At 51.9% G+C, this 19,422-nt stretch carries 22 protein-coding genes; 14 read left to right on the top strand and 8 right to left on the bottom strand.

Features of this window, described 5'->3' with window-relative positions; genetic code table 11:
- Positions 1–6: 6 nt before the first annotated feature.
- Genes fdoH through fdhE form a run of 3 tightly spaced genes read left to right on the top strand, consistent with a single transcriptional unit; the run spans position 7 to position 2,467 of the window.
- Positions 7–909 (top strand): formate dehydrogenase O subunit beta, encoded by a 903-nt coding sequence (gene fdoH / locus OGX86_RS01565; RefSeq protein ID WP_003825273.1) that lies wholly within the window; start codon positions 7–9, stop codon positions 907–909.
- Positions 906–1,541, top strand: coding sequence for a formate dehydrogenase cytochrome b556 subunit (fdoI, locus tag OGX86_RS01570; protein WP_003028686.1), 636 nt, complete (start codon positions 906–908; stop codon positions 1,539–1,541). The genes fdoH and fdoI overlap by 4 nt, the downstream gene beginning before the upstream one ends.
- The gene (gene fdhE, locus OGX86_RS01575) at positions 1,538–2,467 is read left to right on the top strand and encodes a formate dehydrogenase accessory protein FdhE (protein ID WP_003028685.1); all 930 of its coding nucleotides are present in this window, start codon (positions 1,538–1,540) and stop codon (positions 2,465–2,467) included. The genes fdoI and fdhE overlap by 4 nt, the downstream gene beginning before the upstream one ends.
- Positions 2,468–2,510: 43 nt before the next feature.
- Here fdhE and nadS read toward each other — a convergent pair whose 3' ends face one another.
- Both nadS and OGX86_RS01585 read right to left on the bottom strand, forming a co-directional pair.
- A complete protein-coding gene (nadS, locus tag OGX86_RS01580) occupies positions 2,511–2,798 on the bottom strand; it encodes a NadS family protein (protein WP_038635893.1) in 288 nt (95 codons plus the stop codon).
- Positions 2,799–3,110, bottom strand: a complete 312-nt coding sequence (locus tag OGX86_RS01585) for a toxin HigB-2 (RefSeq protein ID WP_103015341.1) — start codon at positions 3,108–3,110, stop codon at positions 2,799–2,801.
- A 220-nt stretch (positions 3,111–3,330) separates the two neighbouring features.
- Between OGX86_RS01585 and OGX86_RS01590 the strand changes: the two genes are divergently transcribed.
- The 3 genes from OGX86_RS01590 to OGX86_RS01600 all read left to right on the top strand — a co-directional run bounded on the left by OGX86_RS01590 (position 3,331) and on the right by OGX86_RS01600 (position 4,826).
- A complete protein-coding gene (locus OGX86_RS01590) occupies positions 3,331–4,239 on the top strand; it encodes an alpha/beta hydrolase (RefSeq protein ID WP_048227550.1) in 909 nt (302 codons plus the stop codon).
- Positions 4,240–4,303: 64 nt separating this feature from the next.
- Complete coding sequence (locus OGX86_RS01595) at positions 4,304–4,546, top strand: type II toxin-antitoxin system ParD family antitoxin (RefSeq protein WP_003825282.1); 243 nt, start codon at positions 4,304–4,306, stop codon at positions 4,544–4,546.
- Positions 4,539–4,826, top strand: coding sequence for a type II toxin-antitoxin system RelE/ParE family toxin (locus OGX86_RS01600; protein WP_003825284.1), 288 nt, complete (start codon positions 4,539–4,541; stop codon positions 4,824–4,826). The genes OGX86_RS01595 and OGX86_RS01600 overlap by 8 nt, the downstream gene beginning before the upstream one ends.
- Before the next feature lie 5 nt (positions 4,827–4,831).
- On the opposite strand, the gene fabY is transcribed toward OGX86_RS01600, so the two are convergent.
- The 6 genes from fabY to OGX86_RS01630 form a co-directional block, all read right to left on the bottom strand.
- Positions 4,832–5,773, bottom strand: a complete 942-nt coding sequence (gene fabY, locus OGX86_RS01605) for a fatty acid biosynthesis protein FabY (RefSeq protein WP_003825286.1) — start codon at positions 5,771–5,773, stop codon at positions 4,832–4,834.
- 44 nt (positions 5,774–5,817) lie between these two features.
- Positions 5,818–6,255 carry a D-aminoacyl-tRNA deacylase gene (gene dtd / locus OGX86_RS01610; protein WP_048227548.1) on the bottom strand — a complete coding sequence of 146 codons (438 nt, stop codon included), beginning with the start codon at positions 6,253–6,255 and terminating at the stop codon, positions 5,818–5,820.
- The gene (locus OGX86_RS01615; RefSeq protein ID WP_079935075.1) at positions 6,252–7,124 is read right to left on the bottom strand and encodes a virulence factor BrkB family protein; all 873 of its coding nucleotides are present in this window, start codon (positions 7,122–7,124) and stop codon (positions 6,252–6,254) included. Before OGX86_RS01615 ends, dtd begins: the two co-directional genes overlap by 4 nt.
- Entirely contained in the window at positions 7,118–7,717 is a 600-nt protein-coding gene (yihX, locus tag OGX86_RS01620) for a glucose-1-phosphatase (protein WP_008786997.1), read from the bottom strand. Before yihX ends, OGX86_RS01615 begins: the two co-directional genes overlap by 7 nt.
- Before the next feature lie 105 nt (positions 7,718–7,822).
- Positions 7,823–8,626 (bottom strand): DeoR/GlpR family DNA-binding transcription regulator, encoded by an 804-nt coding sequence (locus OGX86_RS01625; RefSeq protein WP_060683040.1) that lies wholly within the window; start codon positions 8,624–8,626, stop codon positions 7,823–7,825.
- Positions 8,627–8,659: 33 nt separating this feature from the next.
- Complete coding sequence (locus OGX86_RS01630; RefSeq protein ID WP_286639116.1) at positions 8,660–9,556, bottom strand: sugar kinase; 897 nt, start codon at positions 9,554–9,556, stop codon at positions 8,660–8,662.
- 166 nt (positions 9,557–9,722) lie between these two features.
- Here OGX86_RS01630 and yihU point away from each other — a divergent pair, with 166 nt between their 5' ends.
- The 8 genes from yihU (at position 9,723) to ompL (ending at position 19,360) form a co-directional block, all read left to right on the top strand.
- Positions 9,723–10,619, top strand: coding sequence for a sulfolactaldehyde 3-reductase (gene yihU / locus OGX86_RS01635; protein ID WP_286639118.1), 897 nt, complete (start codon positions 9,723–9,725; stop codon positions 10,617–10,619).
- Between the two features lie 10 nt (positions 10,620–10,629).
- A complete protein-coding gene (gene yihT / locus OGX86_RS01640; protein ID WP_286639120.1) occupies positions 10,630–11,505 on the top strand; it encodes a sulfofructosephosphate aldolase in 876 nt (291 codons plus the stop codon).
- Positions 11,506–11,517: 12 nt separating this feature from the next.
- Entirely contained in the window at positions 11,518–12,759 is a 1,242-nt protein-coding gene (gene yihS, locus OGX86_RS01645; RefSeq protein WP_286639123.1) for a sulfoquinovose isomerase, read from the top strand.
- 18 nt (positions 12,760–12,777) lie between these two features.
- The gene (locus OGX86_RS01650) at positions 12,778–13,620 is read left to right on the top strand and encodes an aldose-1-epimerase (protein WP_136392458.1); all 843 of its coding nucleotides are present in this window, start codon (positions 12,778–12,780) and stop codon (positions 13,618–13,620) included.
- A gap of 48 nt (positions 13,621–13,668) precedes the next feature.
- Positions 13,669–15,705 (top strand): alpha-glucosidase, encoded by a 2,037-nt coding sequence (locus OGX86_RS01655; protein ID WP_286639127.1) that lies wholly within the window; start codon positions 13,669–13,671, stop codon positions 15,703–15,705.
- Positions 15,706–15,750: 45 nt separating this feature from the next.
- Positions 15,751–17,133: an MFS transporter gene (locus OGX86_RS01660; protein WP_136392460.1), complete on the top strand. Its 1,383-nt coding sequence runs from the start codon at positions 15,751–15,753 to the stop codon at positions 17,131–17,133.
- A gap of 46 nt (positions 17,134–17,179) precedes the next feature.
- Positions 17,180–18,601 carry an MFS transporter gene (locus tag OGX86_RS01665; protein ID WP_103015349.1) on the top strand — a complete coding sequence of 474 codons (1,422 nt, stop codon included), beginning with the start codon at positions 17,180–17,182 and terminating at the stop codon, positions 18,599–18,601.
- Positions 18,602–18,667: 66 nt separating this feature from the next.
- The gene (gene ompL / locus OGX86_RS01670; RefSeq protein ID WP_048227540.1) at positions 18,668–19,360 is read left to right on the top strand and encodes a porin OmpL; all 693 of its coding nucleotides are present in this window, start codon (positions 18,668–18,670) and stop codon (positions 19,358–19,360) included.
- Positions 19,361–19,422 lie beyond the last annotated feature (62 nt).

Below are 19,422 nucleotides of genomic sequence, written 5' to 3' on the forward strand. Positions count from 1 at the left end.
CGACCTATGGCTTATCAATCGCAAGACATCATTCGTCGTTCCGCCACTAACGGTTTCACCCCCGCGCCTCAGGCGCGGGACCATCAGGAAGAAGTGGCGAAGCTTATCGACGTCACCACCTGTATCGGCTGTAAAGCATGTCAGGTGGCGTGTTCTGAATGGAACGACATCCGTGATGAAGTGGGCAACAACGTTGGGGTGTACGACAACCCGGCCGATTTGACCGCCAAATCCTGGACGGTGATGCGCTTCTCGGAAGTGGAACAAAACGACAAACTGGAATGGCTTATCCGCAAGGATGGCTGTATGCACTGCGCCGATCCGGGCTGCCTGAAGGCGTGTCCGGCTGAAGGCGCAATCATTCAGTATGCCAACGGTATCGTCGACTTCCAGTCTGAGCAGTGCATAGGCTGTGGCTACTGCATCGCGGGCTGCCCGTTCGACGTGCCGCGCCTCAATCCGGAAGACAACCGCGTCTACAAATGTACGTTGTGCGTTGACCGTGTTGTGGTCGGGCAAGAACCGGCCTGCGTAAAAACCTGCCCAACCGGTGCCATTCATTTCGGCACCAAGGAGTCGATGAAAACCCTGGCAGGCGAACGCGTGGCGGAGCTGAAAACGCGTGGTTACGAAAACGCGGGTCTGTACGATCCGGCGGGTGTTGGCGGTACGCACGTAATGTACGTATTGCACCATGCGGACAAGCCAAATCTGTATCACGGCCTGCCGGAGAACCCGGAGATCAGCGCTACCGTTAAGTTCTGGAAAGGCATCTGGAAACCTCTCGCAGCCGTCGGCTTTGCAGCGACATTTGCGGCCAGCATCTTCCACTACGTCGGCGTAGGCCCGAACCGTGCGGAAGAGGAAGAAGACAATCTGCATGAAAAAGACGACGAGGTGCGCAAATGAAACGACGTGACACCATCGTGCGCTACACGGCGCCGGAACGCATCAACCACTGGATCACCGCCTTCTGCTTCATTCTGGCGGCGGTGAGCGGGATGGGCTTTCTCTTCCCGTCTTTTAACTGGCTGATGCACATCATGGGCACTCCACAACTGGCGCGAATTGTGCACCCGTTTGTCGGCGTGATCATGTTTGCCTCGTTTATCATCATGTTTTTCCGTTACTGGCACCACAATCTAATCAATCGGGATGATATCTTTTGGGCGAAGAATATTCGTAAGATTGTCGTCAACGAGGAAGTAGGTGACACGGGACGTTATAACTTCGGCCAGAAATGCGTATTCTGGGCGGCGATTATCTTCCTGGTCCTGTTGCTGGTGAGCGGAGTGGTCATCTGGCGTCCGTATTTTGCGCCTGCTTTCTCAATCCCGGTGATCCGATTCGCGTTAATGCTGCATTCATTTGCCGCAGTAGCGTTAATTGTGGTTATCATGGTGCACATTTACGCCGCCCTTTGGGTGAAAGGCACCATTACCGCGATGGTGGAAGGATGGGTTACCAGTTCATGGGCGAAGAAACATCACCCGCGCTGGTACCGTGAAGTCCGCCAGAAACAGGAAAAGTCATCTGAATGAGTATTCGCATAATCCCGCAAGATGAGCTGGAGAAGAGCGAGAAACGCACGGCGGATATGATTCCGCCGTTATTATTCCCCAGACTCAAAAATTTGTATAACCGCCGCGCTGAGCGCCTGCGCGAGCTGGCCGAGAACAACCCGCTGGGCGACTACCTGCGCTTTGCCGCACTGATCGCCCACGCGCAGGAAGTGGTGTTGTACGACCATCCGCTGCAGATGGATCTGACCGCTCGTATCAAAGAAGCGAACGATCAGGGCAAACCGCCGCTGGATATCCACGTTCTGCCACGCGACAAGCACTGGCAAAAACTGCTGCAGTCGTTAATTGCTGAGCTGAAACCAGAAATGAGCGGCCCTGCGCTTGCCGTGATCGAAAATCTGGAAAAAGCCTCAGAGCAGGAACTGGAGCTGATGGCCAGCGCGCTGTTTGCCTCTGATTTCGCCTCCGTCAGCAGCGATAAAGCGCCGTTTATTTGGGCTGCCCTGTCGCTCTACTGGGCGCAGATGGCAAGCCTGATCCCCGGCAAAGCCCGTGCGGAATACGGTGAACAGCGTCAGTACTGCCCGGTGTGTGGTTCAATGCCGGTCTCCAGCATGGTGCAAATCGGTACCACTCAGGGGCTGCGTTATCTGCACTGCAACCTGTGTGAAACCGAGTGGCACGTGGTACGCGTGAAGTGCAGCAACTGCGAGCAAAGCCGTGATTTGAACTACTGGTCGCTGGATAACGAACAGGCGGCAATTAAAGCTGAAAGCTGCGGCGACTGTGGGACTTACCTAAAGATTCTCTATCAGGAAAAAGACCCTAAAGTTGAAGCCGTGGCTGACGATCTCGCTTCACTGATGCTGGACGCGCACATGGAGCAAGAGGGCTTTGCCCGCAGCTCCATCAACCCGTTCCTGTTCCCAGGTGAAGGGGAGTAAGTTTTAAGATCTTCCCCCGGCAATTGAACCAAACTGCCGGGGATTATCTTAGTGCCTGAATGACATGTTTTGGATCATTGGCAATAGCACGTAACAACGCTTTTGCTGGACCGGTCGGTGAACGACGCCCTTGCTCCCAATTTCGCAACGTATCCACGCTTACCGATATCAAATCTGCGAAACGAGTCTGTGATAATCCTGAAGACTGGCGAATTTCCTTTATTTTCATGGCGTCAATATGAAAGGTACGGGAAGGTTGTCGCGTTCCTTCAGCGATCTCATTCATCTGAACCATACTTTGAGTTAATCGCTCAAATAGTGCCTTATCCATTTACCACCTCCCATTCAACATACGCAGCAGCACTTTTTCTTGTGGAGTCAGATCATCCTTGATCCCTTTCTGATAAATCAGCAACAATCGAATTTGTGATTTTCTGATTTGATGAAAGTAAATAATCCTCACACCGCTACGTTTGCCTTTCCCTCGCGATCTCCAGCGAACCTTTCTCAGTCCGCCCGTTTCTTGTATCAGATCGCCACAATCAGGCTGAATCGCAAGGAATATCTGTAATCTGCGGTATTCATCATCATCCAGTAATTTTTTGACGTCTTCAGTGAAGATTTCCGTTTCTATGAATAGCATTTTGAGTACGCCATTGGACTATATTAATAGAAATTAACTATACGTCAATGGCGTATAGTACATTTTCCTCACAATACAGAATTCAAACAGCAGAAACCAATGACGGTATTTAATCTGCGAGCCGCTTTCCAAAATCATACCGGCCCCCATTTTTCCCATTTTCATTCTTAGTTATCCAGGTTATAAACCTGTATATCCATACAGATAAGGAGATGTGAAAATGGCACTGGAAAGCGGGATTGCACAGCTGGTTGAGGCATTTATCGCGGCGGGACGCCCTTCTTCGCGCGAGCAGAATATTGATGACCGGAGAGCAGGCTACATCGCCAGCACGGTCCTGGCCGGAGACACTGAAACCCGCGTACAGGTTGAAGATATTGAACTCGATGCCATGATGTTTCGCGTAGTTTCGCCGCGGGGCAGCACGGGAAATCTCCCCTGCGTTATCTATTATCACGGCGGCTGCTTTGTCAGCGGCGGATTTACCACACATGATAACCAGCTAAGGCAACTCGCCTGGTACAGCGGCTGTCGGGTCATTGCGGTGCAGTATCGCCTCGCACCAGAGCACATCTTCCCGGCAGCACATAACGATGCTGAATCGGGGGCCAACATTATCTGGAAGTATGCCCAGAAACTGGGTGTCGACCGCAGCAACATTACGCTGGCTGGCGACAGCGCTGGCGGGCATCTGGCGCTGGTCACCGCACTACGCCTGAAAGCTACCAGGCAATGGCAACCTGCGCAGCTTATGCTGATCTACCCGATGCTGGATGCAACCGCCAGCTTTGCGAGCTATGACCACAATGGAAAGGATTACATTATCACCCGCGACACGCTGCTGTCGGGCTACGAGATGTATATGCCGCAAACCAATCCACTGCATCCCGAAGTCAGCCCGCTCTGGCGCGAAGACTTCAACGGTTTACCGCCCACGCACATCATTACAGCTGAATTCGATCCACTGCGAGATGAGGGTGAGGCCCTGTATCAAAAGTTCCAGGAACAGGGCGTGGAGTGCACCTGCCAACGCTATCTCGGCGTTATCCACGGATTTTTCCAGCTAGCAGGGGTGAGTCGGGCGGCACGAAGCGCAATGCGGGATGTTGCCTGGCGGCTAGGTCAGTAAGGTTGTTCATGTTTTCGTCCACGGGTGCTATCTTGTGTGAATAGATAACACAAAGGACAAGCCTATGCCCAGAACTACCAGCATTACGATTGGCGAGCATCTCGATCGTTTTATTAACGAAATGATTGAAAGTGGGCGCTATGGTTCCACCAGCGAAGTTGTCCGTTCGGCATTACGTTTACTGGAAGAACAAGAATTGCGAAACAACGCATTACGCGACGCGCTGGAGGATGGGATACACAGCGGCACAAGCGACCTGACTCTACAGGAGGTCGCGCACAGGAAAAAGCGCAGTCTGAATGTATAAACTCTCTAATCAGGCAGTCGAAGATTTTGAATCTATCTATGAATACACCTGGAGAAAATTCGGTTATCAGCAGGCGGATAAATACACGACTGAAATGGAACAGCTTTTTTTACTGTTAGAGAAAAACGCTTTGATGGGACACAACTGTTCTGCGATTAAGGAAGGTACCCGTCAATACAATCATCGACAGCATGCGATTTTTTATCAAAATGCGGATTATGGCATTTTCATAATCCGCATTTTACATCAGCAAATGAACCCAATATTACATTTCAGCTAGAGGACTTACTCTTCCTCGTTCCCGCCTTCTTCATATGCGCCAAACGGTTTTGCGGGTAGCACAATGTAGGTGCCTTCAAACACCACGCCCGGCGTGTCGTCGCCAAATACCCCGACCTGCATCTGAACGCGCGCCTTACGACCTCTTGCCAGACGGTCCAGATCTCCGCTCAGCGAACCCAGATCGGCGATGGCTGTAGGTTTCCCGGTGATCGGCCTGCTGTACCGTATATGCGCGTCAGCAAGGATTATCGTCCCGCCCAGATGACGCTCACGCAGCATCAGCCAGATAAGTCCCCAGCCCGTTAGCGTCGCCAGTGAAAACAGACTCCCGGCAAACAGCGTATGGTGCGGGTTCTGATTGCCCGTCTCGGGCATCGTGGTGATAAACTTCTGCCCGGTATATTGCTGAATGCGCACACCCATTTTCTCGCTTAATGGAATATGTTCGTACCAGGCTTGCTGTAGCTGTCCGCACCAGTCCCCGCGATGGAGAATGTCGTCCAGCGTCGCGATGGGTTTAATCATCAAAAAGTGACGCACCGGCGTGGTTTGCGGCGTAGTGATTTCTCCCTGGCTCACAAACCCCAGTTTGGCAAAAAATTCGACCGCATCTTCACGGGCGCTACAGGTTACGCGCTTTACCCCTTCCTGACGCGCCACAGACTCCAGGGTCATCGCCATCAGCGTGCCCAACCCTTTCTCCTGCACGGAGGGGTCAACGGCCATAAAGCGTATGGAGGCTTCGTTATCCGCATTGATATACAGACGTCCTACCGCGACCAGATTCCCCTCTTCGTCCACCACCATCTGGTGATGCGCCATCGCATCCCAGGCATCCCGTTCGGAGCCTTTAGGCTGGTGCAAAGGTTTACGCAGCATCTCCCAGCGAAACTGGTAGTAACGCTCCAATTCTTCTTCTGTTTGCGGTACTCGAAGGTGATACATCGTCGTATTCTCTCTTGTTGTCCGCGGCCACACCGGTAGCTGGTTCATACTTGTAACCAGAACGTCACGGGGCCATCATTAACTAGTGAAACCTGCATATCCGCAGCGAATCGACCGGTTTGCGTATTCATTTCCTGTTGGCGGCAACGCTCAACAAAGTAATCATACAGCGCCTCTGCACGATCGGGCGCAGCCCCTTTTGAAAACCCCGGGCGCATGCCGCGTTCGGTATCTGCCGCCAGCGTGAACTGTGAAACCACCAGCACGCTGCCCCCTGACTGCTGCACGTTAAGGTTCATTTTGCCTTCGGCATCGCTAAAGATTCGATAGCCGAGTACGCGCTCGCACAGGCGGTTCGCTTTCTGTTCGTCATCATCCCTTTCGACACCTAACAGGACCAAAAGTCCTGGGCCAATTTCACCCGTCACCTCGCCCTCCACGGTGACGCTGGCACGGGTTACGCGCTGAATTAATGCAATCATGGTTGCTCTGCTTCTTCTTGTTCTGCGGCTTGTTTAAGTTTGCGGTATTCCCCGAGAGTGACAGTTATTTCCGCGCCTAGCAAGACGATACACCAGGTCCAGTATACCCAGACGAATAAAATGGGGATCACCGCCAGGACACCGTAAATGAGCTGATAAGACGGGAACATCGTGATATAGAGCGCAAATCCTTTCTTTCCGGTTTCGAACAACACAGCGGCCACAAAGGCACCAATAACCGCATCACGGTTAGGTACACGTGTGGTCGGTACGATGCTGTAAAGCAGCCAGAACGAGAGCCAGGAAAGCACCAGCGGGAAAATACGCAGAATGTTATCAATCACCGTGTTGAGATCGCTGGCCCAGCGCAATGACAACAGATAAGAGCTGATCGCCAGACTGGCCCCCGCCAGCAGTGGCCCCAGCGTTAAAATCATCCAGTAAACGGCGAAAGAGTAAACTTTAGGCCGAGTACGCTTGCTGCGCCAGATAGTATTCAGCGCGTTATCAATGGAATACATCAGTAATAGCGCTGTCACAATCAGCCCACACGCCCCAACGGCGGTCATTTTGTTCGAGTTGGCAACGAACTGTTCGATATAACGCTGAATGACATCTCCCGTCGCCGGGATAAAGTTTGCGAAAATGAAATGACGTAGCTGGACGCTGACGTCAGAAAACATCGGAAAGGCGGCGAAAAGCGCAAAAACTACGGCAATAAGCGGCACTAATGAGAGCAGTGAGACATAGGCAAGATTCCCTGCCAGCGTCGTCATGTTGTCCTCATCAATCCGCTGCCATAGTAGCTTCAGCCAGGCCCGAACAGGACGTGTATGGTGCCTGGCTTGTTGCTGAACATTTTTTAGCATAGCAACTTCGCGAAATAGTCCGGAATGGTCGTTTTATCGACAACCTGGATGCTGGTAATCCCTAACCGATTAGCCCCTTCAATATTATCGGCGTTGTCGTCGAAAAATACCGCCTCATGCGCAGAAAAACCTTCAGACTGCAGGACATGCTGGTAAATCCGCGCTTCCGGTTTACGCATGCCCAGATCCTGGGAAAGGTAAATATGGTCAGCAGCCTGACGGATTTCGGGGTATTCGTCCGGCCAAAACGTCGTGTGCAGACGGTTAGTATTCGACAAGACGACCACCCGATGCCCCTGCTCACGCAGCTTTTGCATGATGTCGATGACTTCAGGACGCAAGGCAACAAAAACGGCCTGCCAGCCGTGGGAAAACTGCTCATAGCTTAGCGGTAGCGCCATGTCATGACATAGCGCCTCGGCAAAGGCTTCATCCGTTATTTCACCTCGCTCGTGCTGGTGAAAAGCCTCTCCCATGGTGAAACTTTGCTTTAACGAAGCCAGCGGTACACGGCTCAGATCGCTCCAAGTACCTAACACGCGATTGAAGTCGATATCGACAATCACATTCCCCAAATCAAAGATATAGAGCATGCCCTTCTCCTTATTCGCCGTGGATGAATAACTGTAGCGGGAAAGGAGAAGTTTGACTATGCGCGAATGATGGCTACGAACTTATCGAGCCATCACTGGAGAGAATTACACGGCCAGAGCATCGTCCTGTGAAGGACTCACTTGCACAATTTCCACCTGCTGTGACTGAAGTAAATTATGCAGTGCCGGGCCTGGATATTCATCGGTAAATAGCGCGGTCACCTGAGACACGTTACCAATTTCTACCGCGGCAGAAGCCGTGTATTTCGTATGATCCGCAGCCAACAGAATATGCCTTGAATGGGCCATCATCGTCTTCACTACGCTGGCCTCGTTGACATCAAACTCCAGCAGCGCACCATCATTTTCGATCGCGCCAATGCTGGTAACCAGGTAGTCGGCCCGAAAATCAGCGACAAATGCCGAGGCAGAAGGGCCAATGATGCCACTGTTATGCGGGCGTAACGTTCCCCCCGGTACCATGACTTCAAAACGCGGGTTGTTATACAGAATGTGCGCCACACGCAGGCTATTGGTGATAATGCGCAAATGATTATGGTTTAACAGCGCGCGTGCCACCTGCTCAACGGTGGTGCCAATGGTAATAAACACCGTTGACCCATCGGGAATGTAATCAGCCACCGCTTCCGCGATGGCTTTTTTCTCTTCCGTCCAGGAGACTTCACGCTGCTCAAACGCCGTATTCACCACGCTGGAAGCTCTGCCCGCGCCACCATGATGACGCGTAATTAATCCCTGCTCGCTGAGTTTACGAATATCACGACGCACGGTTTGCGTGGACACGTCCAGCAGGCTGGCCAGCTCGTCGATATTCATATAACCGCGCTCGCTAATCAGCATAAGCAGTTGATCGTGTCGCGGGTTACCGGTCAGTTCGGTAAGACTCATGAAATTTCCTCGAAAAACCATTGCCCTGGCATTTTATACAAAAAGTGACAGAAAAGATCGGGTTTGATCACAGTCAGGGATTCCGGCCCTTCCTCCCGGGCGAGTGCATTTTAACGCAGCAACCCCACTGGCAAACCTGACGGCCTCTTCTGGAGCATCGCCGCCGGCCAGGCTGAATGCGAGCGCGCCGTGGAAAACATCTCCAGCTCCCGTAGTATCCACAACATCGACTTTAAATCCAGATTGATGCTGCAACGTATTATTTTTTATCCAGTCACAGCCTTCACTTCCCCGCGTTACGTAAACATGTCCATTTGTGAGCGTTTGTGCTTGTTTCAGTCCAGCGACAGAATCGTTTATCCCGGTTAAACGCGCCAGTCCAGGTTCAGAGAATGCAGCATGATCGCTTAGCGCCACCAGCTCGCTGATATCTTGTGGCGTTACGTCGCCATCCAGTACCGTCATCACTCCCGCCTGACGCGCCAGCGCGAACGCCTGCCTGGCCCCTTCGTGCCAGCGAACATCCGCCAACACCACATCCCACTGGGAAAAATCAATCTCATTGAACCAATCAGCATCCGGCAATAAATCCGGGCTGGGATAGTTAACGATAATCCGTTCCCCTTGCGCATCAACCATAATTGCCGATTGCGAAGACTTTGCCCCCGCGTAGCGCCGGGTGTAGCGGGTTTTTACCCCCAGGGATTCCAGCTCCGCCAGCAGGCTATTTCCGGTGTCGTCATCGCCCACACGGCCAATAAAGTCCACCTGCGCGCCCAGCCTCGCTGCAGCCACTGCGGCCGTTGCAGCAGGCCCGCCGCCCACTTCCGTATAACGCTTCGCCACATACTTACCTCCTTCGGTCGGTAAACCTTCCACGTAATAGATGCGATCCATCACGGCAATACCTACACAAGCAATACGAATCATGGTCATTCCTTAGGCATTTCAAGATGGGATCATTTTAATTTCACAAAATGTTTAAAAAGTGACGGCTGTCAATTTTTTGACTATAAATTACAAATACGATCAAAAACAGACAAAAACAAACGACCTTAAATGACAAAAAATGACATTCACGTCTCAGGAGAACGTTATGGCAGTTATAGCATTTATCGGATTAGGTCAGATGGGTTCACCCATGGCGAGCAACTTGCTGAAGCAGGGTCATCAACTCAGCGTCTTTGACGTTAACCCGGATGCCGTTCAGCGCCTGGTGGAAAAAGGAGCACAGCCTGCCAACAACCCGGCCCAGGCGGCAAAGGGGGCAGAATTTGTCATCACCATGCTGCCAAACGGCGATCTGGTGCGCAGCGTACTGTTCGGAGAGCAAGGTATCTGCGAAAGCCTCTCCCCACAGGCATTAGTGATTGATATGTCGACCATTCATCCACTGCAAACCGACAAGCTTATCGCTGATATGCGTGCCAAAGGTTTCGACATGATGGATTGCCCGGTTGGACGCACCTCCGATCACGCTATCGCGGGAACGCTGTTGCTGCTGGCAGGCGGAACGGCACAGCAGGTAGAACGCGCCGCACCGGTTCTGATGGCGATGGGTAATGAATTGATCAATGCAGGGGGTCCCGGCATGGGGATCCGCGTGAAACTCATCAACAACTACATGAGTATCGCACTGAACGCTCTTTCTGCCGAAGCAGCCGTGTTGTGCGAGGCACTTGGCCTCTCCTTTGATGTGGCCTTGCAAGTTATGAGCGGCACCCCCGCCGGGAAAGGCCACTTCACTACCTCCTGGCCGAACAAAGTGCTGAAAGGCGATCTTTCCCCGGCCTTCATGATCGATTTAGCTCACAAGGATCTTGGCATCGCCCTGGACGTTGCCAACCAACTGCATGTGCCGATGCCGCTCGGCGCCGCCTCCCGCGAAGTCTATAACCAGGCGCGTGCCGCTGGCCGTGGCCGGGAAGACTGGACGGCAATTCTCGAACAGGTTCGCGCATCCGCCGGGCTAAATAAACACACAGATAAGTAAGGACTGAACAATGACGAAGTACACCCTGAAAGATATCACCCGAGTTTCTGGCGGTTTTGCCATGCTGGCGGTCGATCAGCGCGAAGCCATGCGCTTAATGTTTGCCGCAGCGGGTGCAAAATCCCCGGTCAATGACAGCGTGCTGACCGATTTCAAAGTCAATGCGGCGAAGATCCTGTCCCCCTATGCCTCCGCCATTTTGGTCGACCAGCAGTTCTGCTACCGCCAGGTTGTAGAGCAAAGCGCTGTCGCCAAAAGCTGCGCCATGATTGTGGCCGCTGATGAGTTCATTCCGGGTAACGGTATTCCGGTCGATAGCGTGGTGATTGATAAAAAAATCAACCCGCAAGCCGTGAAGCAAGATGGTGCTAAGGCTCTCAAACTGCTGGTGCTGTGGCGTAGCGATGAAGATGCCCAGCAGCGTCTTGATATGGTGAAAGAATTCAATGAGCTATGCCATTCCAATGGCCTGCTGAGCATCATCGAGCCGGTTGTTCGCCCACCGCGTCGTGGCGATAAGTTCGATCGCGAACAGGCCATTATCGATGCCGCAAAAGAACTGGGTGATAGCGGTGCCGATCTCTACAAGGTCGAAATGCCGCTGTACGGCAAAGGTACTCAGCAAGAACTACTTAGCGCCTCTCAGCGCCTGCATGAAAACATCAACATGCCGTGGGTCATTCTCTCCTCTGGTGTGGATGAAAAACTGTTCCCGCGCGCAGTCAGCGTAGCAATGACCGCAGGCGCATCTGGCTTCCTGGCCGGACGTGCGGTCTGGTCATCGGTTGTTGGCCTGCCAGATACCGAACTGATGCTGCGTGATGTTTCCGCGCCTAAATTGCAGCGTCTGGGCGATATCGTCGATGAAATGATGGCCCGCCGCTAAGAGGATCGAAGAATGAAATGGTTTAACACCCTAAGCCACAACCGCTGGCTGGAGCAGGAAACCGACCGCATCTTTAACTTTGGTAAGAACGCGGCGGTACCCACCGGATTTGGCTGGCTGGGAAACAGTGGCCAGGTCAGAGCAGATATGGGGACACATTTGTGGATCACCGCCCGTATGCTGCACGTTTACTCCGTTGCCGCATTAATGGGTCGCCCTGGCGCATATCAGCTAGTCGATCACGGTATTAAAGCGCTGAACGGTGCGCTACGCGACACACGCTACGGCGGTTGGTACGCCTGCGTAAATGACGAAGGGGTAATGGACGCCTCCAAGCAAGGCTATCAGCATTTCTTTGTTTTGCTCGGTGCGGCAAGTGCGGTCACCACCGGTCATCCGCAGGCCAGACAATTGTTGGATGACGCTATCGACGTGATTGAAAAGTACTTCTGGAGCGAAGAGGAGCAGATGTGCCTGGAATCCTGGGACGAAGCTTTTAGCCAGACGGAAGATTACCGCGGCGGTAACGCCAACATGCACGCGGTCGAGGCTTTCCTGATCGTGTATGACGTTACCCATGACCGTAAATGGCTCGATCGCGCACTGCGAATTGCTTCGGTGATTATTCACGACGTAGCCCGCAGCGGGGAGTATCGCGTTAACGAACACTTCGATTCACAGTGGAACCCAATCCGCGATTACAACAAGGATAACCCAGCTCACCGTTTCCGCGCCTACGGCGGCACGCCGGGCCACTGGATCGAATGGGGCCGCCTGATGCTGCATCTGCATGCCGCGCTGGAAGCCCGTTTTGAAACGCCTCCCAAATGGCTGCTGGAAGATGCCAAAGGTTTGTTCCACGCCACCATCCGTGATGCCTGGGCACCGGACGGCGCAGATGGTTTTGTTTATTCGGTGGGCTGGGATGGTAAACCCATCGTTCGCGAAAGAGTGCGTTGGCCGATAGTCGAAGCCATGGGTACCGCCTATGCCTTGTATACCCTCACCGGCGACAGCCAATACGAAGTCTGGTACCAGAAGTGGTGGGATTACTGCATCACATATCTGATGGACTACGAGACCGGTTCATGGTGGCAGGAACTGGACACCGATAACAAGGTGACTACCAAAGTCTGGGACGGTAAGCAGGACATTTATCACCTACTGCACTGCCTGGTGATCCCGCGTCTACCGCTGGCTCCGGGCCTTGCACCGGCAGTGGCTGCCGGTCTGCTGGATATCAACGCTAAATAAGTAACAAGGTGAGCAGCCATGCATAACGGTGGAAAAACCATTCATCTTCAAGCCGGAAACTTCCAGGCAAAAATCGTCACGGTTGGTGCTGGACTAGCAGAATTGACGCACCGTGGGCGTCACACTGTGATTCCACATAAGCCGGAAGAGATGCCGCTGGCACATTTAGGAAAAGTGTTGGTTCCCTGGCCAAACCGCGTTGCAGATGGCTGCTATCAACATAACGGCAAGACCTTCCAACTTGCCGTTAACGACCATGTTTCACATACCGCCATCCATGGATTGCTGGCCTGGCGGGACTGGCAGATTAATCAACTGTCGAACACGGAAGTGTCGTTGACGATTTTTCTTCCGCCCTCTTATGGCTATCCCTTTGCGCTGGTTTCAGAGGTGATTTACCGACTGGAGGCAGACAGCGGATTGCACGTCATTATTCGGACACAGAATGTGGGTGACGAAATTGCCCCGTATGGCGCGGGAGCACATCCCTACTTGACCTGCAATCTGCATCCTATCGATGACTGTGAATTAACACTCCCAGCGAGTGAAGAAACATGCGATGAACGGGATTTCACAACGCAGCGACGCATTGCGCAGACCACTATCGATCATACGTTCAGGACCATGCCACCTGATGCTGAGTGGGAAGTCAGGATAACCAGCCCATCGCAAAACATGTCCACTTTTTTACGCAGCCACCAGCCCTGGCTACAGGTGTACACCGGCGAAAAATTAGCACGGCGTGGCCTGGCGGTTGAACCGATGACCTGCCCGCCAGACGCCTTTAACTCCGGAATTAGCCTGATTCATCTCGCGCCCGGAGAAACACATCAAATGCATTTTTTAATCGGCAGTGAATAACAGATTTCCGACAAATTACCGAATTACCCTATTTTTACGGAGACGATAATGAATTCGCTACAACAACGGTCAACCGCCTTAGAACTCACATCATTACCTGATGGATTTGCTTTAACGTACCACCAGCGCCTGATTTTACGTCACAGCACAGAAACCCCCTGTCTGTGGATCGGCACTGGCGTTGCCGACATTGACATGTTTCGCGGCAACTTCAGCATCAAAGACAAACTCAATGAGAAGATTGCTCTGACCGACGCCACGGTTAGCGAGTCACCTGATGGCTGGCTGGTACATTTCAGCCGCGGTAATACCATCAACGCCACGCTACACATCTCTACCGATGATCAGGGTCGTTTGAAGCTCGACCTCCATAACGAGGAACTCAGCCATAACCGTATCTGGCTGCGTCTGGCGGCCAACCCGGACGATCATATTTACGGCTGCGGCGAACAGTTCTCTTATTTCGACTTACGCGGTAAACCGTTCCCGCTGTGGACCAGCGAACAGGGCGTGGGCCGCAACAAAAACAGCTATGTCACCTGGCAGGCCGACTGCAAAGAAAATGCTGGTGGTGACTATTACTGGACCTTCTTTCCGCAGCCAACCTTCGTCAGCACACAGAAGTACTACTGCCACGTTGATAACAGTTGCTATATGAATTTCGATTTCAGCGCGCCGGAGTATCACGAACTCGCTCTGTGGGAAGACAAAACCACTCTGCGTATTGAGTGCGCCGAAACCTATATCTCTCTGCTGGAAAAACTGACTGCGCTGTTAGGACGCCAACCGGAGCTGCCGGACTGGATCTACGATGGCGTCACGCTCGGTATTCAGGGCGGGACTGAGGTTTGTCAGAACAAACTGGACACCATGCGTAACGCTGGCGTGAAGGTAAACGGCATCTGGGCGCAGGACTGGTCCGGGATCCGCATGACTTCCTTTGGCAAGCGCGTAATGTGGAACTGGAAGTGGAACAGCGACAACTACCCGCAACTGGACATTCGTATTAAGCAGTGGAAAGAAGAAGGCGTGCAGTTCCTCTCCTATATCAACCCGTACGTCGCCAGCGACAAAGATCTCTGCGCCGAAGCAGCCAAACACGGTTATCTGGCAAAAGATGCTTCTGGCGATGACTATCTGGTTGAGTTCGGCGAGTTTTACGGCGGCGTGGTCGATCTGACCAACCCCGAAGCCTACGCCTGGTTCAAAGACGTCATCAAAAAGAACATGATCGCGCTGGGCTGCGGCGGCTGGATGGCCGACTTTGGCGAATACCTGCCAACTGACACTTACCTGCACAACGGCGTCAGCGCTGAAATTATGCATAACGCCTGGCCCGCACTGTGGGCGAAATGCAACTATGAAGCGTTACAGGAGACCGGCAAACTCGGCGAAATCCTGTTCTTTATGCGTGCGGGCTACACCGGCAGCCAGAAGTACTCCACCATGATGTGGGCAGGCGATCAGAACGTTGACTGGAGCCTCGATGACGGTCTGGCTTCCGTCGTTCCTGCGGCGCTGTCGCTGGCGATGACCGGTCACGGTCTGCACCACAGCGATATCGGCGGCTACACCACCCTGTTTGACATGAAACGCAGCAAAGAACTGCTACTGCGCTGGTGTGACTTCAGCGCCTTCACGCCGATGATGCGCACCCACGAAGGTAACCGCCCTGGCGATAACTGGCAGTTTGATGGTGATGCTGAAACCATCGCCCACTTTGCCCGTATGACCACCGTCTTTACCACCCTGAAACCGTATCTAAAACAGGCTGTCGCGCAAAACAGCGCTACCGGTCTGCCGGTGATGCGCCCGCTGTTCCTGCATTACGAAGACGATGCTCGGACCTATACCCTGAAATATCAGTATCTGCTGGGACAAGATTTGCTGGTCGCGCCGGTTCACGAACAGGGCCAGCAAAACTGGACGCTGTATCTGCCAGAGGATAGCTGGGTAAACGTCTGGACTGGGGAAACTTACCAGGGCGGTGAAATTACCGTAGATACGCCTATTGGCAAACCTCCGGTGTTTTATCGCGCGAAGAGTGAATGGGCGTCACTGTTTGCCACTTTACGCAACATCTAACACGGCTCGCCCGCGGGGCAACTCGCGGGCAAATGGAGAATAATAATGAGTCAGAATTCCTCTAATCCGGCAACCCTACGCTTGCCGTTCAAAGAAAAACTCGCCTATGGGATGGGTGATTTAGGCTCCAATATCCTGTTGGACATTGGTACCCTCTATTTACTCAAGTTTTATACCGATGTCCTTGGTTTACCAGGTACTTATGGCGGCATCATTTTCCTTATCGCCAAATTTTTTACCGCGTTTACCGATATGGGCACCGGGATTATGCTCGATTCCCGCCGCAAAATCGGCCCGAAAGGGAAATTCCGTCCGTTCGTTCTTTACGCCGCATTTCCAGTTACCTTGCTGGCGATTGCCAACTTTGTCGGTACACCGTTTGAAGTAACCGGTAAAACGGTGATGGCAACGGTGCTGTTTATGCTGTACGGACTGTTCTTCAGCATGATGAACTGCTCCTATGGTGCAATGGTTCCCGCGATTACGAAAAATCCGGACGAGCGCGCTTCACTGGCAGCCTGGCGACAAGGGGGCGCAACCCTGGGTTTGTTGCTATGTACAGTCGGCTTTGTACCGGTAATGAACTTGATCGAAGGCAATTCACAGCTGGGTTATATCTTCGCCGCCACGTTGTTCTCGCTGTTTGGCCTGCTGTTTATGTGGCTGTGCTATGCCGGGGTAAAAGAACGCTACGTGGAAGTGAAACCCGTGGATGCCGCGCAAAAACCGGGATTATTGCAATCCTTCCGCGCCATCGCCGGTAACCGCCCTCTGTTTATTCTGTGCGTTGCCAACCTTTGTACGCTTGGCGCATTTAACGTTAAGCTGGCAATTCAGGTCTATTACACCCAGTACGTACTGAATGACCCAATCCTCCTTTCCTGGATGGGCTTTTTCAGCATGGGCTGTATCTTCATCGGCGTCTTCTTGATGCCAGGAATGGTTAGACGTTTCGGCAAGAAAAAAGTCTACATTGCCGGTTTGCTAATTTGGGTTGCGGGGGATTTGCTTAACTACTTCTTTGGTGGCGGTTCCGTCAGCTTTGTCGCCTTCTCCTGCCTGGCGTTCTTCGGCTCAGCATTCGTTAACAGCCTGAACTGGGCGCTGGTCTCCGATACGGTGGAATATGGCGAATGGCGAACCGGCGTACGCTCTGAAGGCACGGTATACACCGGTTTCACCTTCTTTCGTAAAGTTTCACAAGCGCTGGCAGGATTCTTCCCCGGCTGGATGTTGACGCAAATCGGCTACGTTCCCAACGTGGTGCAATCAGCAAGTACGGTCGAAGGTTTGCGTCAGTTGATCTTTATTTATCCCTGCGCTTTAGCGGTGATCACCATTGTGGCTATGGGCTGTTTCTACAACCTTAACGAGAAGATGTATGTCCGCATCGTTGAAGAGATAGAAGCGCGTAAACAACCCGTTTGATAATAATAATGAATAGCGCTCTACGGGGCGCTATTGAGGAGCGATTATGTCTTTTCATGATCCGCTAACGCTAAAACTGAGCCTGCGTGAAAAATTCGCCTACGGAGTGGGTGACTTCGGCTCAAATTTGATGCTGTGTATCGGCACACTGTATCTGCTTAAATTTTATACCGATGAACTAGGGATGCCGGCGTATTACGGTGGGATTATCTTTCTGGTGGCGAAGTTCTTCACCGCCTTCACTGATATGTTGACCGGTGTATTGCTGGACTCAAGACGTAATATTGGCGCAAAAGGTAAATTCAGACCTTTTATTTTGTATGCGTCATTTCCTGTCGCAGTTGTTGCCAGCGCGCAGTTTTTGGCGACAGATTTTACGCTAACGGTAAAAACTGGGCTGGCGACGGTATTGTTTATGCTATTCGGTCTGTTCTATAGCCTGATGAACTGCTCCTACGGCGCGATGGTGCCTGCGATCACTAAAAACCCGCATGAACGCGCTCAGCTCGCCGCCTGGCGTCAGGGCGGCGCTACCGTTGGTCTGTTACTGTGCACCGTTGGCTTTATGCCGATTCAAGCGCTATTTGTCAGTTCATCCTCACTGGGTTATCTGATCGCCGCACTGATCTTTTCAGTCTGCGGGCTGTTCAGCATGTGGTGGTGTTTCAGCGGAGTGAAGGAACGCTACATTGAAATCGTGCCGGATCACCATAAGCCCAGCATTCTCAAATCGTTCTGTGCCATTTTCCGTAACCCTCCTCTGCTGGTGCTGTGTGTCGCCAACTTATGCACGCTGGCGGCATTCAACATCAAGCTGGCAATCCAGGTGTACTACACCCAGTACGTGCTCAATGATATTCATCTGCTGTCATGGATGGGGTTCTTCAGCATGGGATGCATTCTGGTTGGGGTACTGCTGGTTCCCGCTGCGGTGAAACGCTTCGGTAAAAAGCAGGTTTACCTCGGCGGTCTGGCATTATGGGCTATCGGCGATGTACTGAACTTTTTCTGGGGCAGCACATCATTTTTGTTCGTGACATTCTCCTGTATGGCCTTCTTCGGAACCGCTTTTGTTAACAGCCTGAACTGGGCGCTGGTTCCGGATACGGTCGATTATGGCGAATGGAAAACAGGGATCCGCGCGGAAGGTTCGGTGTATACGGGTTATACCTTTTCGCGCAAAATTTCCGCTGCGCTCGCTGGTTTCCTGCCGGGCATCATGCTGACGCAAATCGGTTATATCCCCAACATAACTCAAAGCGATGCAACTTTGCTCGGCCTGCGTCAGCTTATTTTCCTTTGGCCTTGTGGATTGGCCATTATCGCTGCATTCACGATGGGTTTATTTTATAAGCTCAACGAAACTCGCTTTGCTTTTATTATTGAGGAAATCAGCCAACGGAAGAAAAACAATGCTCTATCGGATCCTGTTACCACTAAAAATAATACCTCTGCTGTAAACGTATAAAAATAATAGCCGCCTATTCCATCTTAATGGATGGCGGCCTCCCTACGCTTAAAAAATGGATTTATTATGAAAAAGTTAACAACAATAATTCTCTTATCTTCGGTTGCTTCTACCTCTGTTTTTGCGGGTGCCTATGTCGAGAACCGCGAGGCATATAATCTGGCGTCAGATCAGATAGAAGTGATGATGCGTGTTGGCTATAACTCCGATATGGGCGCGGGTATCATGCTCACCAACACCTACACCATGCAACGCAAGGATGAGTTAAAACACGGCTATAATGAAATTGAGGGCTGGTATCCGTTATTTAAACCGACAGATAAATTAACTATCCAGCCAGGTGGGTTGATAAATGATAAGAGTACGGGTTCCGGTGGTGCGGCTTATCTGGATGTTAACTATAAATTTACTCCGTGGTTTAATCTTACCGTGCGGAATCGATATAACCATAATAACTACAGTTCAACCGATTTAAATGGTGATCTGGATAATAATGACACCTATGAAATCGGTAACTACTGGAACTTTACCATTACCGATAAATTCTCCTACACCTTTGAACCGCACTATTTTATGCGCGTCAATGACTTCAATAGCAGCAATGGAAAAGATCATCACTGGGAAATTACTAATACCTTTAAGTATCGTATTAATGAACACTGGCTGCCCTATCTGGAATTACGCTGGTTAGATCGCAATGTTGAGCCCTATCATCGTGAACAAAACCAGATTCGTGTCGGGGCAAAGTATTTCTTCTAATCTTTCCGAAATAAAAAAGCCGCTGATAATCAGCGGCTTTTTTGTGCTTACCTGAAAAAGAG

Source organism: Citrobacter sp. Cpo040 (assembly GCF_030332915.1).
Lineage (GTDB): Bacteria > Pseudomonadota > Gammaproteobacteria > Enterobacterales > Enterobacteriaceae > Citrobacter > Citrobacter portucalensis.

Coding starts and splice junctions, on each gene's coding strand:
- fdoH (WP_003825273.1), top strand. CDS start 7: ATGGCTTATCAATCGCAAGACATCATTCGTCGTTCCGCCACTAACGGT.
- fdoI (WP_003028686.1), top strand. CDS start 906: ATGAAACGACGTGACACCATCGTGCGCTACACGGCGCCGGAACGCATC.
- fdhE (WP_003028685.1), top strand. CDS start 1,538: ATGAGTATTCGCATAATCCCGCAAGATGAGCTGGAGAAGAGCGAGAAA.
- nadS (WP_038635893.1), bottom strand. CDS start 2,798: ATGGATAAGGCACTATTTGAGCGATTAACTCAAAGTATGGTTCAGATG.
- OGX86_RS01585 (WP_103015341.1), bottom strand. CDS start 3,110: ATGCTATTCATAGAAACGGAAATCTTCACTGAAGACGTCAAAAAATTA.
- OGX86_RS01590 (WP_048227550.1), top strand. CDS start 3,331: ATGGCACTGGAAAGCGGGATTGCACAGCTGGTTGAGGCATTTATCGCG.
- OGX86_RS01595 (WP_003825282.1), top strand. CDS start 4,304: ATGCCCAGAACTACCAGCATTACGATTGGCGAGCATCTCGATCGTTTT.
- OGX86_RS01600 (WP_003825284.1), top strand. CDS start 4,539: ATGTATAAACTCTCTAATCAGGCAGTCGAAGATTTTGAATCTATCTAT.
- fabY (WP_003825286.1), bottom strand. CDS start 5,773: ATGTATCACCTTCGAGTACCGCAAACAGAAGAAGAATTGGAGCGTTAC.
- dtd (WP_048227548.1), bottom strand. CDS start 6,255: ATGATTGCATTAATTCAGCGCGTAACCCGTGCCAGCGTCACCGTGGAG.
- OGX86_RS01615 (WP_079935075.1), bottom strand. CDS start 7,124: ATGCTAAAAAATGTTCAGCAACAAGCCAGGCACCATACACGTCCTGTT.
- yihX (WP_008786997.1), bottom strand. CDS start 7,717: ATGCTCTATATCTTTGATTTGGGGAATGTGATTGTCGATATCGACTTC.
- OGX86_RS01625 (WP_060683040.1), bottom strand. CDS start 8,626: ATGAGTCTTACCGAACTGACCGGTAACCCGCGACACGATCAACTGCTT.
- OGX86_RS01630 (WP_286639116.1), bottom strand. CDS start 9,556: ATGATTCGTATTGCTTGTGTAGGTATTGCCGTGATGGATCGCATCTAT.
- yihU (WP_286639118.1), top strand. CDS start 9,723: ATGGCAGTTATAGCATTTATCGGATTAGGTCAGATGGGTTCACCCATG.
- yihT (WP_286639120.1), top strand. CDS start 10,630: ATGACGAAGTACACCCTGAAAGATATCACCCGAGTTTCTGGCGGTTTT.
- yihS (WP_286639123.1), top strand. CDS start 11,518: ATGAAATGGTTTAACACCCTAAGCCACAACCGCTGGCTGGAGCAGGAA.
- OGX86_RS01650 (WP_136392458.1), top strand. CDS start 12,778: ATGCATAACGGTGGAAAAACCATTCATCTTCAAGCCGGAAACTTCCAG.
- OGX86_RS01655 (WP_286639127.1), top strand. CDS start 13,669: ATGAATTCGCTACAACAACGGTCAACCGCCTTAGAACTCACATCATTA.
- OGX86_RS01660 (WP_136392460.1), top strand. CDS start 15,751: ATGAGTCAGAATTCCTCTAATCCGGCAACCCTACGCTTGCCGTTCAAA.
- OGX86_RS01665 (WP_103015349.1), top strand. CDS start 17,180: ATGTCTTTTCATGATCCGCTAACGCTAAAACTGAGCCTGCGTGAAAAA.
- ompL (WP_048227540.1), top strand. CDS start 18,668: ATGAAAAAGTTAACAACAATAATTCTCTTATCTTCGGTTGCTTCTACC.